A 14,442-nucleotide genomic window follows, 5' to 3' on the forward strand; every position below is an offset into this window, starting at 1 on the left:
GATGCACTATGAAATTATGTGAAAATGTTACAGAATTAATAGGAGATACACCTGTCGTCCGATTATCTAAATTTATTCCAGAAGACGCAGCAGATGTGTATGTAAAACTAGAAATGTTTAATCCGTCACGCAGTGTGAAAGACCGTGCTGCCTATAATTTACTGCATGTTGCAGAAGAGAATGGTCTCATCAAACCAGGAGATACAATTATTGAACCGACAAGCGGAAATACAGGAATAGGCTTAGCAATGAATGCAGCTGCGAAAGGGTATAAAGCGATTTTAATTATGCCAGACAATATGTCAAAAGAGCGTATAAATTTATTGAAAGCATACGGAGCGGAAGTAGTTTTAACACCGGCAGAACAAAGAATGCCAGGAGCAATTGCGAAGGCATTAGAACTGCAAAAGCAAATTCCAAATAGTTTTATTCCACAACAATTTGAAAATCCAGCAAACCCGAATATTCATCGTTATACGACTGCACTTGAAATTTATGAACAAATGGATGGCGAGCTTGATGCATTCGTAGCAACGGCTGGAACTGGTGGAACTATTACAGGGACTGGGGAAACGTTAAAAGAGAAACTACCAAACTTATATATTGCAGTAGTAGAACCGAAAGGATCACCTGTTTTATCAGGCGGTGTTCCAGGTCCTCATAAACTAGTAGGAACAAGTCCAGGGTTTATCCCGAAAAATTTAAATACAGAAGTGTATAGCGAAATTATTCAAATTGCAGACGAAGAGGCTTTAACGACAATGAGAAACTTAGCTAGACAAGAGGGATTATTAGTTGGGCCGTCTTCAGGAGCTTCTGTTTACGCAGCGATTATGATAGCGAAACGATTAGGCGCTGGTAAAAAAGTTTTATGTATTGCACCTGATACAGGTGAGCGTTATTTGAGTATGGGATTATTTGAATGAAATTGATAGAAACACCTTAATAGTGAACATGTCGCTATTAAGGTGTTTGTTTTAGGGGATAAAAAGGGGGGAGAATGACAATGAAACTATTAAAGCCAACATATGAATATGGTAGACAAATTAAGGAGTATAGGCAGGCATTTTTACGTGTTGGAGAACAACCACACGGCAGTAGTTCTTTACAAAATTTTGATTCTCTCGATGAATGGTTTGAAAAAGTGAGTAAACAAGAAGTGGGAGAAAACTTACAAGGTAATCGAGTACCGTCTAGCCAATTTTTAAGTTTTGAAAACGGGGAACTTATAGGTTTTGTGAATATTAGACATCGATTAAACGAAGAATTATTGCGGGAAAGCGGTCATATTGGATATAGTGTTCATCCGAATAAACGTCGCCAAGGTTACGCTACAAAACAACTACAACTTGCATTAGGTGAAGCACAAAAGTTAGGGTTGCAGAAAGTGTTAATAACTTGCTATAAAGTTAACATTGCTTCGGCTAAAACGATTCAAAAGGTTGGCGGTATGTTAGAAAATGAAGTAGTTTCTTCTCATACTGGGGAAATTGTTCAACGTTATTGGATAGAAATATGATTTAGTGGGAATTTGAAAAGGGAATAAAATACGTGATATCGAAATAGATAAATGAAAATTAAGGGTGTACTGCGATTATAGGGGGAAATGAAGTGGGATTAAAAGAGAAAGCAATAGAAATGTCGGAGATTTATAGGAGAAATCCGAAGATCGAAGCTATTATTTTAGCGGGTTCAGTAGCTAGAAAGTTAGAAGATGAACATTCAGATATAGAATTACATATTTTATGGTCAGCGCCACCAGAGGACGTGGATCGTAAAGGGCCTATTAATCATATTGGTGGAACAATTTTGTCATATTACCCTTACGAGGAAGAGGAATGGTCGGAAACGTATTTGACAAAAGAGGGAATTAAATTAGAGATTAGTAACTTTTTAACTGAAACAGTAGAGAAAGTTATTTTGGATGTGGTGGTTCAATATGATATAAGTTATGAAAAACAATGTATTGTATCATCCGTTCATGATGGTGTTAGTTTGTATGGAGAAGAGAAAGTGAATGAATTAAAAGGGAGAGTGGTAGCATATCCAGAAGATCTAGTGAAACGGATGATTTCAGAAAATCTTTGGTTAAGCAATCGCTGGCATAATCGAGAGGCACTTTTAAAACGAAAAGATTGGCTTATGCTATATGATGTTATTTGTGAAGTGCAAAGAAATATATTTGGGGTCTTATTTGGTTTGAATAAAATGTATGTACATCACCCAGCGTTTAAATGGATGTCATATAATGTGGAACGAATGAGTATTAAGCCAGAAAATCTAAACGAGCGAATGGCAAATACGTTAATAGGGAAACCCGAGTATAGTGTACAGGAATTAGAAGTGTTAATCGAAGAAATATTACATTTAGTAGAACAACATGTTCCAGAATTACATATTGCGGAACAACAAAAACGTATTCAATATGCGAAATAAACAAGAAGGGATGTAACAATGAGTTACATCCCTTCTTGTTTATTTGATTAATTTACTTAGTACGGGTAATCGTTGAATTCTATCACCAAGAATATGTGAAGCAAGTCCGCTTGTTAGGACGAATAAAAGGTAAACAAGCCCTCCTGCAGCGCCACATATAAAGACAATGAGAAGTGATTCCATATAAGATTGTCCAGGAATTAACCATTTTAAAATTGCTTTTAATGCAATTACTACAGCAGACATTGCTGCGGAATAAATCGTGATAAGAAATACTGTTTTTGCTGTTTCGCCAATTTTAAATTCCGCAAACTTAACGATGCAGTACAACATAATAACATTTGAAACGAGGTATCCAAGAATTGTTCCAAGTACAGCACCGTGTCCGCCAAATAAATGTAAGAGCGGTGTATTTACTAAAACTTTAACGAGAATACCGGCTGAGAATGCAATCATTGTTTTTCTTTGATAATCGATTCCTTGTAAAATAGCTGCCGAAACTGTGAAAATCGCACTTAATATAGCAGAAGGTGCAAATGAAATTAAATATTGTGATCCACCAAGTGCAATTTCAGGATTTACATAAACCATACGGAATGCATCGTAAGCGATGCTAGCAAGACCGAATGCAGCTGGGATAGTGAAGAATAACAAGACTTGAAATATCTTTGAAATTTGTTCTTGTAATTCTTCTAGTTTCCCGCTTGTATAAGATTTCGTTATAGCTGGAATGATCGTTAACGAGAATCCAGTTGCAAGTGAAGCTGGAATCATAATTAACTTTTGGGCATAGTTTGTTATATAAGCGAACACTGCATTCGCTGTTTCTAAAGGTTCTCCCATCGCTCTAAGGACATCAGCTACAGTATATTGATCTACTAACGTATAGAGCGGGATTGCAATACCGACAAATACAATTGGGATTGCATATCGAAGTAATTCCATATAAATATTTTTTAATGGAATATTCGATGCCCTTGATTTTAATTCACCTTCGGGAGGTTTTAATCGGTTATACTTTTTCCAGTACATCATTAAAATAGAGACGCTGGCAAGTGCCCCGATAACAGCGCCAAACGTAGCAACTGCAACAGAAGAAGCTACGGAACCCCCTAATAGTTTTGAAACGATAAAACTACCAACTAAAATGAAAACAACGCGTGCAATTTGTTCTACGACTTGAGAAACAGCACTTGGTTTCATATGCTGAAATCCTTGGAAATAACCACGTGTAACACTCATAGCTGGTACGATAATAAGTGCGAAACTTAATGCTCGCATCGTAAGTGTTACGTCGGCAATAAATTGTGGATCTGGCGTTTTCGAACGAATAATAAATTGTGATATGTACGGTGCTCCAATAAATAAAATTAAAAACCCTAAAAAGCCCATAAACAACATTAATTTTACGCTAGAGTTGTATAATTTTTTGCTTGTACTATAATCACCAAGCGCATTATGCTTTGCAACAAATTTGGAGACGGCAATAGGGATACCAGCTGTTGAGAAGCTTAATAAAATACCGTACCAAGAGTATGCATATCCATACAAAGCGACCCCTTGCGTCCCAACTAATAATTGAAAAGGGAAGAAGTATATAAAACCTAATATACGTGAAATCATTGTCGCACCGCTTAATAAAGCAGTTCCTTTTAAAACTTTTGAAGTAGACAAAATTCTTTCCTCCTACTCGTGCTGTCTTGCATTCATCGTATATTACTATAAACCTGTTAGAGAAGTTAACATAGTATGAAACATAAATATTCTAATATTATTCATTTAAAAGTCATATTTTACATTTTAAAATAGAATGTAATACATAAAAATTCAAAATATAAGTTGACACTATTTTTAATGTATGATAAAAATGATAGTAATCAATTCGGAAAATAATATTTGGGCAATGAAAGGGTATAGTAGTGAATATCTCCCTATTTCAGAGAGCTGATGGTTGGTGTGAATCAGTATATAGATTATTCATGAAGTTCGTCCTGGAGCATCTTTCATAAATCTCACATTATGAGGAAATGAAAGACGGTAGTTTATACCGTTATCAAATAAAGTGGTGAAGATTGTTTCACAACTAGGGTGGTACCGCGATATTTATCGTCCCTACGTATTTACGTAGGGACGTTTTTTATTTAGGTCCTAACTTTGGTGTGGCTTCATAACTAGGGTGGTACCGCGATATTTTATCGTCCCTACGTATTTGCGTAGGGGCGTTTTTTATTTAGGTCCTAACTTTGGTATATCTTCATAACTAGGGTGGTACCGCGATATTTTTGTCGTCCCTACGTATTTACGTAGGGGCGTTTTTTTATTATTAGGGAGGAAGTGAACGTATTAGAAAAGAGTATTGATAGAACAATATAAATACTGAACTGAAACAAAGAAAAAGAGACAGAGAGGAGATTAACAAATGAATTCACAGCAATGGACATCGAAATTAGGTTTCGTATTAGCTGCAGCAGGTTCAGCAATTGGTCTTGGGGCGATTTGGAAATTCCCATATATGGCCGGCATCGGAGGAGGCGGGGCGTTCTTCCTTATTTTCATCGGTTTCACATTATTAATTGGTTTACCGCTATTATTAGCTGAATTCGTTATCGGAAGAAGTACACAAAAAGAGGCTGTTGATGCATATAGAGAAATCGCACCAAAAACATTATGGCCATGGTTAGGGAAATTAGGGATTGTAACTTGTTTCATATTACTTTCTTTCTACAGTGTTGTAGGGGGATGGATTTTATTATACTTATGGAATGCAATTACAGGTAGACTATGGGAAGGAAATGGCGCATACGAAGCTACGTTTGGTGAAATCATTTCCAATCCTTATTTAGCAGTAGGAGCACAGTTATTATTCATTCTTATTACTATTTTTATCGTAAGTAAAGGCGTACAAAACGGTGTTGAAAAAGTAAATAAATATTTCATGCCAGCGCTATTCGTTTTATTCTTTGTATTAATTGTTCGTGCCCTTACATTAGACGGCGCGGGAGAAGGAGTTCGTTTCTTCTTACAACCTGATTTCTCACATGTAACATCAGAAGTTATTTTATATGCGATGGGTCAATCGTTCTTCTCATTATCGGTCGGTGTAGCAGTAATGGTAACATATAGTTCATACTTACCGAAGGAAGAAAGTTTACCGCGTTCAGCATTTTCTATCGTAGCTTTAACATTAGTAATTACATTACTTGCAGGACTTGCAATTTTCCCAGTTGTGTTCGCATTTGGAATGGAACCATCTCAAGGACCAGGACTATTATTTATCGTATTGCCGGCTATTTTCAGTAAAATGGCGTTCGGAAAATTATTCTTCATCGTTTTCTTATTACTATTCTTCTTTGCTACTATTACATCAGCAATTTCGATGTTAGAAATTAGCGTTGCATCTTTAACTGCAAAAGGTAAAGGAAAACGTGAAAAAATGGCTTTAATCGTAGGATTATTAATCTTCGTTGTCGGGGTACCATCAGCATTATCATTTGGTATATTAAGTGATCTGAAGATTTTCGGAAAGACAATCTTTGATTTAGCGGACTATGCGGTTAGTAACGTACTAATGCCACTTGGTGTTTTATTAGTTTCCATCTTTGTTCCTTTAAAAATGAAGAAAGATGTATTAATGAAAGAACTTGGTGTAAGTAAAAATAAGGGCTATAAATTATTCGTATTATGGTTATTCTTACTTCGCTTTATCGCACCAATTGCGATTATTATCGTATTCTTAAATGTACTTGGCATTATTTAAAAAGAAAAGTAGCGTATCGTTTTATGATACGCTACCTTTTTATTTTGCTCTTTTTTGTAGTTCGTTTACTGTTACGAACTGATAGCCCTTCTTAGATAAAGAGTCTAAAATACCTTCAATGGTCTGTAAACTTTCATTAGACTCATCATACATAGAGTGCAGTAAAATGATAGAACCTGGTTTTACATTTTTATTAACGTAGTCAATTTTATCTGCCGCAGATTTATAAAAAGTATCAGGCTCAAGATCCCATGTAATCGTTTCGATATTATTTTTATTTAAATAATATGGTAGTCCAATTAATTTTTTTCCGTTAGGGGGTCTAAAATCAATTTCGTCTGTAAATCCTGTTTGGCGAATTAATGAATTTGTTTTTTCTATTTCTTCTTTAATAAAAGAAGGTGTTTTGAAAACCATTCTGTTATGAGAATATGTATGGTTTCCAAGTTGGTGTCCTGATTGTACGATAGCTTCTCCTAACGATAGATTTTTCTCTAATTCATTTCCGATTAAAAAGAAAGTAGCTTTCGCATTGTATGTATCTAGTAGTGGTAATATTTGTTTTACATTGTTAGTAGGACCATCATCAAAAGTTAAAGCAATTATTTTTTCATTTGTTTCTACGCGATTTGTTAAATCTCCAAACAATTGAAAACTTCTTGCATTCATCAATTTGTATGTTCCGAATAATGCTACAGTAATAATGAATAATGTAACGATTGTAATGATTATTTTCTTCTTCATAATGTAACCTCACTATAGTTTTTGATTGGACTAAAAAGTATTATATCAAACTAAGTAATTTCATGCTTTAAAAAAGGATGTGGATGCAAGGGGAAGGGATTTATCATATAATAAAATACAAAAGGTATATTAGGAGGTGTTTATATGGCGATTATAATTCAATTGCCAGACACTGCAGCGTCTCATGCAAAGCCAAGTATGGAAATGGCGATACTTTGCGTGAGGTAGACAAGTAATATACAATCGCCTAAATGAGCTCGTATCATTTTTTATATTTGGCTTTGCACCTTATTGAAATGAACCATAAAAAATAAGGGGCGAGCAGAAATGAAATACGTAAAAGCTGCGACGGTTTTACCAGAAAGTTTAATTGCTGAAATTCAAAAGTATATACAAGGTGAAACAATTTACATTCCAAAACAAGAAACGAAACATTATAAATGGGGTACACGATCTGGAGGAAGAAAACAACTAGATGAAAGAAATAAAGCCATTAAAGAAGCGTTTAAAAGCGGAATTGCTATTCATCAACTTGCAGAAGAGTATTTTCTTTCCGGAGAAACGATTAAAAAGATTGTGTATTCTAAATGAACATAAAAGAGTCTAGTTCAAATATTAATTTGAACTAGACTCTTTTTGCTTTGTATCTATTGGATATGAATGGGCATGATAATAGCAATATTGTGCCGTTTTTTTATTAAATAGGCTACATAGCATTTGAGTGAAAAGCAGAAAGGTGAGCAACTATGAATCATATTGGACAAATAACGATAGAGCTTTTAATTGGTTTCTTTGTTCTATTAATTGCTACAAAAATACTAGGGAAAACACAAATATCTCAGTTAACACCCTTTGATTTTATTTCTGCTATCGTCCTTGGTGAGCTCGTTGGAAATTCAATATATGATCCTAAAATTAAAGTGTGGTCTATATTATATTCAGTATTTGTTTGGGTAATTTTAATTTATACAATAGAAGTGATAACACAAAAAATAAGAGGAACAAGAAGGTTTTTTGAAGGATATCCTTCCATTATTATCCGTAATGGAAAGATTGATCGTGAACAATTAAGTGTAAATCATTTGGACATAAACCAATTACAACAAATGCTTAGGCAACAAAAAGATATTTTTTCAATTCGAGAAGTTGAATATATGATATTGGAACCTAACGGAAACATAAGCGTTCTGAAAAAGAGCAAATATGAATCTCCCACTATAAATGATTTAAGCTTAAAACATAAGCCTGTATACTTACCGATTTCATTAATTAGTGATGGAAAAGTAGTGAAAGATAATTTGAGAGAAGCAGGCTTTGATGAAGGATGGCTTTATAAACAAATAAAGCAAAAAGGGATTACTAAATTTGAGGATGTATTATATGCAGAATGGAAAACAGACGATGGTTTCTTTTGTCAGGAAATGGAGCGGTAGAACATAATCGGAGTATGTAATATTCGTTTCTAAGTTATCTTTTACATATCAAAAAGCTGAATCATTGTATACAATAAGACTAGATCAACAATTTGTATGGAGTGATAAAGATGGAAGCTTTTATTAGAAGTGATCAATACAATTTTATAAAATCACAAGCTTATATTTTAGCAAATGGGCACGCAACGGCAAATGATAGAGGTGTAATTCAAGCGTTAAAATCACTAGCGATTGAAAAGATAATACATGTATTTGAGAATTTAACGGATGAGCAGAAAGAGTTAATTGATACGGTATTAACAGTTCAAAATAGAGAAGATGCAGAATCGTTTTTACTGAAAATAAATCCGTATGTCATTCCGTTTCAGGAAGTTACAGCGCAAACATTAAAAAAATTATTTCCTAAAGCGAAAAAATTAAAACTTCCTGATATGGAAGAACTGAACATGAAAGAATTATCTTATTTAAGTTGGATTGATAAAGGGTCAAGCAGGAAATTTATTATAGCGAAAAATGATAAAAATAAGTTTGTTGGTCTGCAAGGTACGTTCCAAAGTTTAAATAAAAAGAGCATTTGTTCATTATGTCATGGACATGAAGAAGTAGGAATGTTTTTAGTTGAAATTAAAGGTGATGTACAAGGAACATTCGTTAAAAAGGGAAACTATATTTGCAAAGATGGTGTAGCTTGTAATCAGAATATGAAATCACTTGATAAATTGAACGATTTTATTGAACGATTGAAGAAGTAAAGAAAAAACCTCTAGTATTTAAACTGGAGGTTTTTATTTTTTGAAGAAGTAATAATAGGCTTCTTTTGTAGCTGTAAATTTATAAAAAAAGTCGGGTCATTTATAATGAAATTAGATAAAAATATCTATTTGGATACAGTTGCTTATATGCAAGGAGGTAAAACATGAATTACAAAGAGATATTAAAAGTGAAACGGTGGCCTAAAGGTACGATAGCGACAGGTCGTGGTCATACAGTTGCTCTTAAATCGGATGGAACAGTTGTGGCAGTGGGGCGAAATAAAGAAGGAGAATGCAATGTAAGCCGTTGGTGTGATATTGAAGCAGTCGCAGCGGGCAATGTTCATATGGCGACGAACACGGGTAATGCTCATACAATCGCTCTGAAAAGTGATAATACTGTGGAAGCGGTGGGGTGGAATAAGCATGATCAATGTGATGTAAACGAATGGCATAATATCGTATCGGTTGCGACAGGGTGGCGTCGTACCCTTGGCCTTAAACCGGATGGTACGGTAATAGCGGTGGGCCGAAATAAAGAAGGAGAATGCAATGTAAGCAGCTGGCGTGATATTGTGACGGTCACGGCGGGTGACTGGCATACAGTCGGTCTTAAATTGGACGGCACAGTGACCACTGTGGGGAATAATCGATATGGCCAATGCAATGTAAGTGGATGGCGTGGTATGGTGGAGTTGGCGGCAGGTTATCTTCATACTGTTGGTTTGAAATCGGATGGAAAAGTGATGGCAGTGGGTAATAATAAACTTGGTCAATGCGATGTAGGCAGCTGGAAAGATATTATGGCAATAGCAGCTGGTACGAATCATACAATCGGACTTAAATCAGACGGTACCGTGGTGGCAGTCGGCTGGAATGAGTATGGTCAATGTAATGTAAGCGATTGGCGTGATATTGTAGCGATAGCGGCGGGTTGTGCGCATACGGTCGGTCTGAAATTAGATGGTACGGTGGTAGCAGTAGGTGATAATACATATGGTCAATGCGATGTAGGTAGCTGGCGTAACATCCGATTGCCTAGCAAATAGTTAATTCACAACAAATCACTAGTAATATTATTCTAGTTTAGGAGTAATTATGGAATAGGATATGTAGATAAGAACCCTTTTTAAAAGAGGTTCTTATTCTTTTTCCATAAAATGAGTGTCTAAATGGAATTTTTGAACAAACTTTATTTCAAAGCTACAGTAGAAAGTATAAATTACAAATAAAGCATAGGAGAGCTGAAGAAATGCTTAAAAAGTTTTTGCTTTCTTTACCGGATGTTTTACTTGTATGCATTGTTATCTACATAACATACACAACTACTCTTAGTTTTGTACAGATGTTAGTAATTTCAATTGCAATCGGAATCGTCGGTGGTCTTGTTATAAGAATTTGTAAGGATGTATTCACGTATATAAGGTGGACAATTAAACAGAGGAAATCTTGAATATGTTGTACTGCTATTAGGAGGAGAGGAAATGAATAAGAAAAAGAGTAGAGTAAAAAATGAAATAGCACTTTGGACATTAACAGCGGTTGTTCTCATCATTGTATGGTACTTTTTTCAAAGATAAAAACGCATCGCACTTTGAAAAAAGAGTACGATGCGTTTTTATTATTTTTTTTGCCAATTTTCTTTTATAAAGTCTTCACGGCCAGATTCTTTTTGCTCAGTAGCATATTTCTCCGGATTTTTTTTATAAAAATGTTGATGGTATTCTTCAGCCTCATAAAAAGGTGCAGCCAGGCGAATTTCAGTTACGATTGGTTCTTTAAACATACCGCTTTCTGCAAGAGCTTGTTTTGATTTTTCAGCAAGCTCTTTTTGCGTTTCATTATGATAAAAAATAGCAGTGCGATAAGATGGACCGCGGTCAAAGAATTGTCCGCCATCATCAGTTGGATCGATTTGTGGCCAATATAAATCTAGTAATTTTTCATATGGAAAAATAGAAGGGTCGAATGTAATTTGTACAACTTCTAAATGACCAGATGTACCAGCTTTTACTTGTTCATATGTTGGGTTTTCTACATGACCACCTGCATAGCCAGAAAGTACTTTATGAATACCAGGAAGTTCATCAAATGGCTTTACCATGCACCAAAAGCAACCGCCTGCGAAGGTTGCGAGTTCGTATGTTTTTTCGGACATTGTTGTAATCCTCCTAAATGTATATGTTTTATATAGTATTATACAATCTTTTTTATTGCGCAATAAAAAAGATTTAGAAGTAAAGAAAAATTGAAATATATTTCTTTATAAAGTCTTTAAAATTCCTTCAAAGTTTCTTTTTTTCTGAGTGTTATGATGTAAATCGAAGTGAATATGTGAGGTGATAGGCAATGAATCCACGTATGAAAATTAATAGTTTACAACAAAAAATGAAAGAGAGACTAATATGAAAAAGGAATTTATACAAAGCGATTTAAGAAATATATTGATTGCGGCATGCTTACTATTAGGGTTAGTTATTTTTGGATATTTTTTAATAAATAATTACCCAGGTACAAATGAAAAAAAGAAGTTAACAGATGCAACATCTACTTCAGAATCAATTACATCTATTGATAATTCAGATGCCAAAAAAAGGGTTACAAAAACTTTTAATATTACGGCGAAAGTAGCAAGTTTAGATTTGGGAGATGGGAAAAAGATAGATGCATGGACCTTTGATGGAACATCACCGGGTACTCAAATTAGAGTTAAACAAGGTGAACGTATTGTTGTAAATTTGAAAAATGAATTGCCAGAACCCGTTACAATCCATTGGCATGGATTAGATGTTCCTGCAGCGGTAGACGGTGTTCCAGGTGTTACGCAAAATGCTATAAAACCAGGTGAAACATATACATACGCATTTAATGCTGATCAGGTGGGGACATATTGGTATCATTCACATCAAAAAAGTGCAAAACAAACGGAGCGGGGACTATTTGGAACCATTGTTATTGAACCGAATAAACCAGCTGTAAAATATGAAAAGGATTATACAGTGGCGATCCATGAATGGAAAACAGGAGCCATAAAAACCGGTAAGCATAATGGCGAACAAGATAAAGATTGGGATAGCTATCCTAGCAATCATATTCGAAATGAAAAGGCGCAAACTTTAGAAGGCCCGTTAATGATGCCAAGTAATGATCAACTCAAAGATTTATCTGATGGAGATGATTACGATGTATTTACATTAAATGATACAAGTGAGGGACTACGATTGGATGCAAAACCAGGTGAAACAGTACGCCTTCGCTTAATTAATGCTGGGAATAATACGCATTTAATGACATTAGTTGGGGCGCCATTTCAAATTATCGCACTAGATGGTCGTGATATAAAAGGTGGGGACGAGCTAGATAAAGCAATTCTTCCGATGGGAGCTGCACAACGTTATGACCTTGTTTTTAAAATGCCGGAAACAACGAGTGTAAAACTTATTAATGTGGATCCATCTAAGAAAATGAATCGAATGTTAACGACGACGATTGGGAACGGTTCTTTGCCGAAAAAACCTATTGATATAAAGAGTTATCCATGGTTTGATTTTACGAAATATGGAGAAAAAGAAGTTGGCAAGTTTACGATAGATTCAAAGTTTACAAAGGTCTATGATATGGATTTGGCAGAAGGTGTGAAAGATGTAAATGGACAAGAAAAATGGGTGTATACGATTAATGGAAAGACATCACCTGATATTCCACCCATTAAAGTAGAGAAAGGAGATAAAGTTAAGATTCGCTTTAAAAATAAGGGAGAAGAAATTCATCCAATGCATTTGCATGGACATACATTCCAGGTTATTTCTAAAAATGGTAAACCAATGGAGGGAAGTTCGATTTACTTAGATACAGTTAATGTTTTTCCGGGAGAAGAATATGAAATTGCTTTAGAGGCAAATAATAGTGGACTATGGATGGTTCATTGTCATCATCTCGTTCATGCGGAAAAAGGAATGCATACGATGATGAATTATGAGGGGGTAACTACTCCATTTTCTACCGGAGATCACTCAGGTAATCATCCAGAATAATAATACGGAGGTTTTCATGCTTTATAGAATGATAGTATTTATTTTAACAAGTGTAAGTATATTTTTATTTTCTCATAGTAGTGTATTTGCTCATACAAGTGTTGTAGGAGCCACCCCTAAAGAGGGTGAGGTTCTTACAGTACAACCGGAACAGATTATTCTTGAATTTAGTGAACCAGTTACAGGAAATGTAGTCAATATTGAACTGCTAGATCCAAGTGCAAAGAGAGTGCAAGTATCAAAGGTTGAAATATTAGATAATCCAACAAAAATAAAAGTGAAATTACCAAACTTAAATAATGGTACTTACACAGTAAGGTGGTCTATGATTTCTGCAGACGGACATCCGAGTAAGGGAGGCTATCCCTTTTCAATTGGAGAAGAAGTACAAACTAATGTAGTGGTAGAGGGAAATGCGAGTAGGAGTGGCTCAGTATTTTCAGATGTTATGATAGTAACACTACGCTATATTGTAGAGGGAATGATTTTAATTGGAGCAGGAGTAAAGTGGCTCGATATGCTTGTAAAACGTTATAGATTACCTTCCATATTGCAAAGAATGAAGAATATGAAAAAGATTTTTTTCTCTATACTTGTAGTAGGATTAATAGCCGAATTAATAGTGTATAAGTCAATTATTCCGAAGGAGAGTTTACTTATTCATTCGCCATTTTCAGTTATTATTATGATTCAACTGCTATTATTGGTTCTTATGTCTTTGCAGCATATGGGGAACGAATGGTATGCGCTAATTTGGGGATTTCTTGTTGCGAGTTTTTCTTTCACAGGCCATGTATGGATTGCTAATCCAAATTGGGCAGCAGTTATAATTAGAATGGTCCACGTTATGAGTATAGCGGTGTGGCTAGGAGCACTTATTTATTTAGCTCTTGTTATAGCGTGGACAACATTATACAAAATTACATTTGATCAAAAGAGTTTCCGTAAGCATTTTAGTAGTATTGCTGGTATTTCATTTATTCTAGCATTTCTTTCTGGAGAATTAATTGTGTTTTTACAGACAAGGAATTGGGTACTTTTTAATTTTAATTCAATATGGACGAACCTTTTAAATATAAAGATTCTTACTGTATGTATAATTACAATTGTAGCATGGAGACAAACGAAAACATGGGGTATCGATATTGGAACAGTTAATCGCCGTTTATTGCTCTTAGAAATTGTTCTAGCTATACTCGTATTATTAGCTGGTATTTGGATGAGTCAAGTTTCGTTTCCGGTGAATTCTGTAACAAGCTAAAATTATAATGTTCATAGGAGTTCTG

Annotated in this window: 14 protein-coding genes and 1 other annotated feature; of the genes, 11 read left to right on the forward strand and 3 right to left on the reverse strand. The window is 34.9% G+C overall.

The annotated features are described in order from the left end of the window. Window positions 1–8 precede the first annotated feature (8 nt). The 3 genes from cysK to J0835_RS09005 all read left to right on the forward strand — a co-directional run bounded on the left by cysK (window position 9) and on the right by J0835_RS09005 (window position 2,436). Entirely contained in the window at window positions 9–926 is a 918-nt protein-coding gene (cysK, locus tag J0835_RS08995) for a cysteine synthase A (RefSeq protein ID WP_087980149.1), read from the forward strand. A gap of 80 nt (window positions 927–1,006) precedes the next feature. Further along, on the forward strand, window positions 1,007–1,519 hold the full coding sequence (locus J0835_RS09000) for a GNAT family N-acetyltransferase (protein WP_087980807.1): 513 nt from the start codon (window positions 1,007–1,009) through the stop codon (window positions 1,517–1,519). A 92-nt stretch (window positions 1,520–1,611) separates the two neighbouring features. Continuing rightward, entirely contained in the window at window positions 1,612–2,436 is an 825-nt protein-coding gene (locus tag J0835_RS09005; RefSeq protein ID WP_087980150.1) for a DUF4037 domain-containing protein, read from the forward strand. 39 nt (window positions 2,437–2,475) lie between these two features. Here the strand turns inward: J0835_RS09005 and J0835_RS09010 are convergent, their stop codons facing one another. Further along, a complete protein-coding gene (locus J0835_RS09010) occupies window positions 2,476–4,110 on the reverse strand; it encodes a putative polysaccharide biosynthesis protein (RefSeq protein ID WP_087980151.1) in 1,635 nt (544 codons plus the stop codon). 220 nt (window positions 4,111–4,330) lie between these two features. Then, window positions 4,331–4,553, forward strand: a binding site (T-box leader). Between the two features lie 302 nt (window positions 4,554–4,855). Here J0835_RS09010 and J0835_RS09015 point away from each other — a divergent pair. Beyond that, a complete protein-coding gene (locus J0835_RS09015) occupies window positions 4,856–6,193 on the forward strand; it encodes a sodium-dependent transporter (RefSeq protein ID WP_087980152.1) in 1,338 nt (445 codons plus the stop codon). Between the two features lie 39 nt (window positions 6,194–6,232). Here the strand turns inward: J0835_RS09015 and J0835_RS09020 are convergent, their stop codons facing one another. Continuing rightward, window positions 6,233–6,937, reverse strand: a complete 705-nt coding sequence (locus J0835_RS09020) for a polysaccharide deacetylase family protein (RefSeq protein ID WP_087980153.1) — start codon at window positions 6,935–6,937, stop codon at window positions 6,233–6,235. A 327-nt stretch (window positions 6,938–7,264) separates the two neighbouring features. Between J0835_RS09020 and J0835_RS09025 the strand changes: the two genes are divergently transcribed. The 5 genes from J0835_RS09025 (at window position 7,265) to J0835_RS09045 (ending at window position 10,575) form a co-directional block, all read left to right on the forward strand. After that, window positions 7,265–7,528, forward strand: coding sequence for a CD3324 family protein (locus J0835_RS09025; RefSeq protein WP_087980154.1), 264 nt, complete (start codon window positions 7,265–7,267; stop codon window positions 7,526–7,528). Between the two features lie 155 nt (window positions 7,529–7,683). Further along, the gene (locus J0835_RS09030; RefSeq protein ID WP_001015532.1) at window positions 7,684–8,370 is read left to right on the forward strand and encodes a DUF421 domain-containing protein; all 687 of its coding nucleotides are present in this window, start codon (window positions 7,684–7,686) and stop codon (window positions 8,368–8,370) included. Between the two features lie 110 nt (window positions 8,371–8,480). Further along, a complete protein-coding gene (locus tag J0835_RS09035) occupies window positions 8,481–9,122 on the forward strand; it encodes a FusB/FusC family EF-G-binding protein (RefSeq protein ID WP_087980155.1) in 642 nt (213 codons plus the stop codon). 164 nt (window positions 9,123–9,286) lie between these two features. After that, window positions 9,287–10,171, forward strand: coding sequence for an RCC1 domain-containing protein (locus J0835_RS09040; protein WP_087980156.1), 885 nt, complete (start codon window positions 9,287–9,289; stop codon window positions 10,169–10,171). 203 nt (window positions 10,172–10,374) lie between these two features. Then, on the forward strand, window positions 10,375–10,575 hold the full coding sequence (locus tag J0835_RS09045; RefSeq protein ID WP_000913388.1) for a hypothetical protein: 201 nt from the start codon (window positions 10,375–10,377) through the stop codon (window positions 10,573–10,575). 168 nt (window positions 10,576–10,743) lie between these two features. Here the strand turns inward: J0835_RS09045 and msrA are convergent, their stop codons facing one another. Next, complete coding sequence (gene msrA, locus J0835_RS09050) at window positions 10,744–11,280, reverse strand: peptide-methionine (S)-S-oxide reductase MsrA (protein ID WP_087980158.1); 537 nt, start codon at window positions 11,278–11,280, stop codon at window positions 10,744–10,746. A gap of 247 nt (window positions 11,281–11,527) precedes the next feature. On the opposite strand from msrA, the gene J0835_RS09055 reads away from it, so the two are divergent. After that, on the forward strand, window positions 11,528–13,156 hold the full coding sequence (locus J0835_RS09055; RefSeq protein WP_087980159.1) for a multicopper oxidase family protein: 1,629 nt from the start codon (window positions 11,528–11,530) through the stop codon (window positions 13,154–13,156). A gap of 16 nt (window positions 13,157–13,172) precedes the next feature. Next, complete coding sequence (locus tag J0835_RS09060) at window positions 13,173–14,417, forward strand: copper resistance CopC/CopD family protein (RefSeq protein WP_087980160.1); 1,245 nt, start codon at window positions 13,173–13,175, stop codon at window positions 14,415–14,417. Window positions 14,418–14,442 lie beyond the last annotated feature (25 nt).

It is taken from the genome of Bacillus cereus group sp. Sample62 (assembly GCF_036851315.1).
Taxonomy (GTDB): domain Bacteria; phylum Bacillota; class Bacilli; order Bacillales; family Bacillaceae_G; genus Bacillus_A; species Bacillus_A wiedmannii.

Bases quoted from the DNA above. Each gene is read 5' to 3' on its own strand.
- J0835_RS09030 (WP_001015532.1), top strand. From the start codon at position 7,684: ATGAATCATATTGGACAAATAACGATAGAGCTTTTAATTGGTTTCTTT.
- J0835_RS09015 (WP_087980152.1), top strand. From the start codon at position 4,856: ATGAATTCACAGCAATGGACATCGAAATTAGGTTTCGTATTAGCTGCA.
- J0835_RS09020 (WP_087980153.1), bottom strand. From the start codon at position 6,937: ATGAAGAAGAAAATAATCATTACAATCGTTACATTATTCATTATTACT.
- msrA (WP_087980158.1), bottom strand. From the start codon at position 11,280: ATGTCCGAAAAAACATACGAACTCGCAACCTTCGCAGGCGGTTGCTTT.
- J0835_RS09045 (WP_000913388.1), top strand. From the start codon at position 10,375: ATGCTTAAAAAGTTTTTGCTTTCTTTACCGGATGTTTTACTTGTATGC.
- J0835_RS09060 (WP_087980160.1), top strand. From the start codon at position 13,173: ATGCTTTATAGAATGATAGTATTTATTTTAACAAGTGTAAGTATATTT.
- J0835_RS09025 (WP_087980154.1), top strand. From the start codon at position 7,265: ATGAAATACGTAAAAGCTGCGACGGTTTTACCAGAAAGTTTAATTGCT.
- J0835_RS09040 (WP_087980156.1), top strand. From the start codon at position 9,287: ATGAATTACAAAGAGATATTAAAAGTGAAACGGTGGCCTAAAGGTACG.
- cysK (WP_087980149.1), top strand. From the start codon at position 9: ATGAAATTATGTGAAAATGTTACAGAATTAATAGGAGATACACCTGTC.
- J0835_RS09055 (WP_087980159.1), top strand. From the start codon at position 11,528: ATGAAAAAGGAATTTATACAAAGCGATTTAAGAAATATATTGATTGCG.
- J0835_RS09035 (WP_087980155.1), top strand. From the start codon at position 8,481: ATGGAAGCTTTTATTAGAAGTGATCAATACAATTTTATAAAATCACAA.
- J0835_RS09000 (WP_087980807.1), top strand. From the start codon at position 1,007: ATGAAACTATTAAAGCCAACATATGAATATGGTAGACAAATTAAGGAG.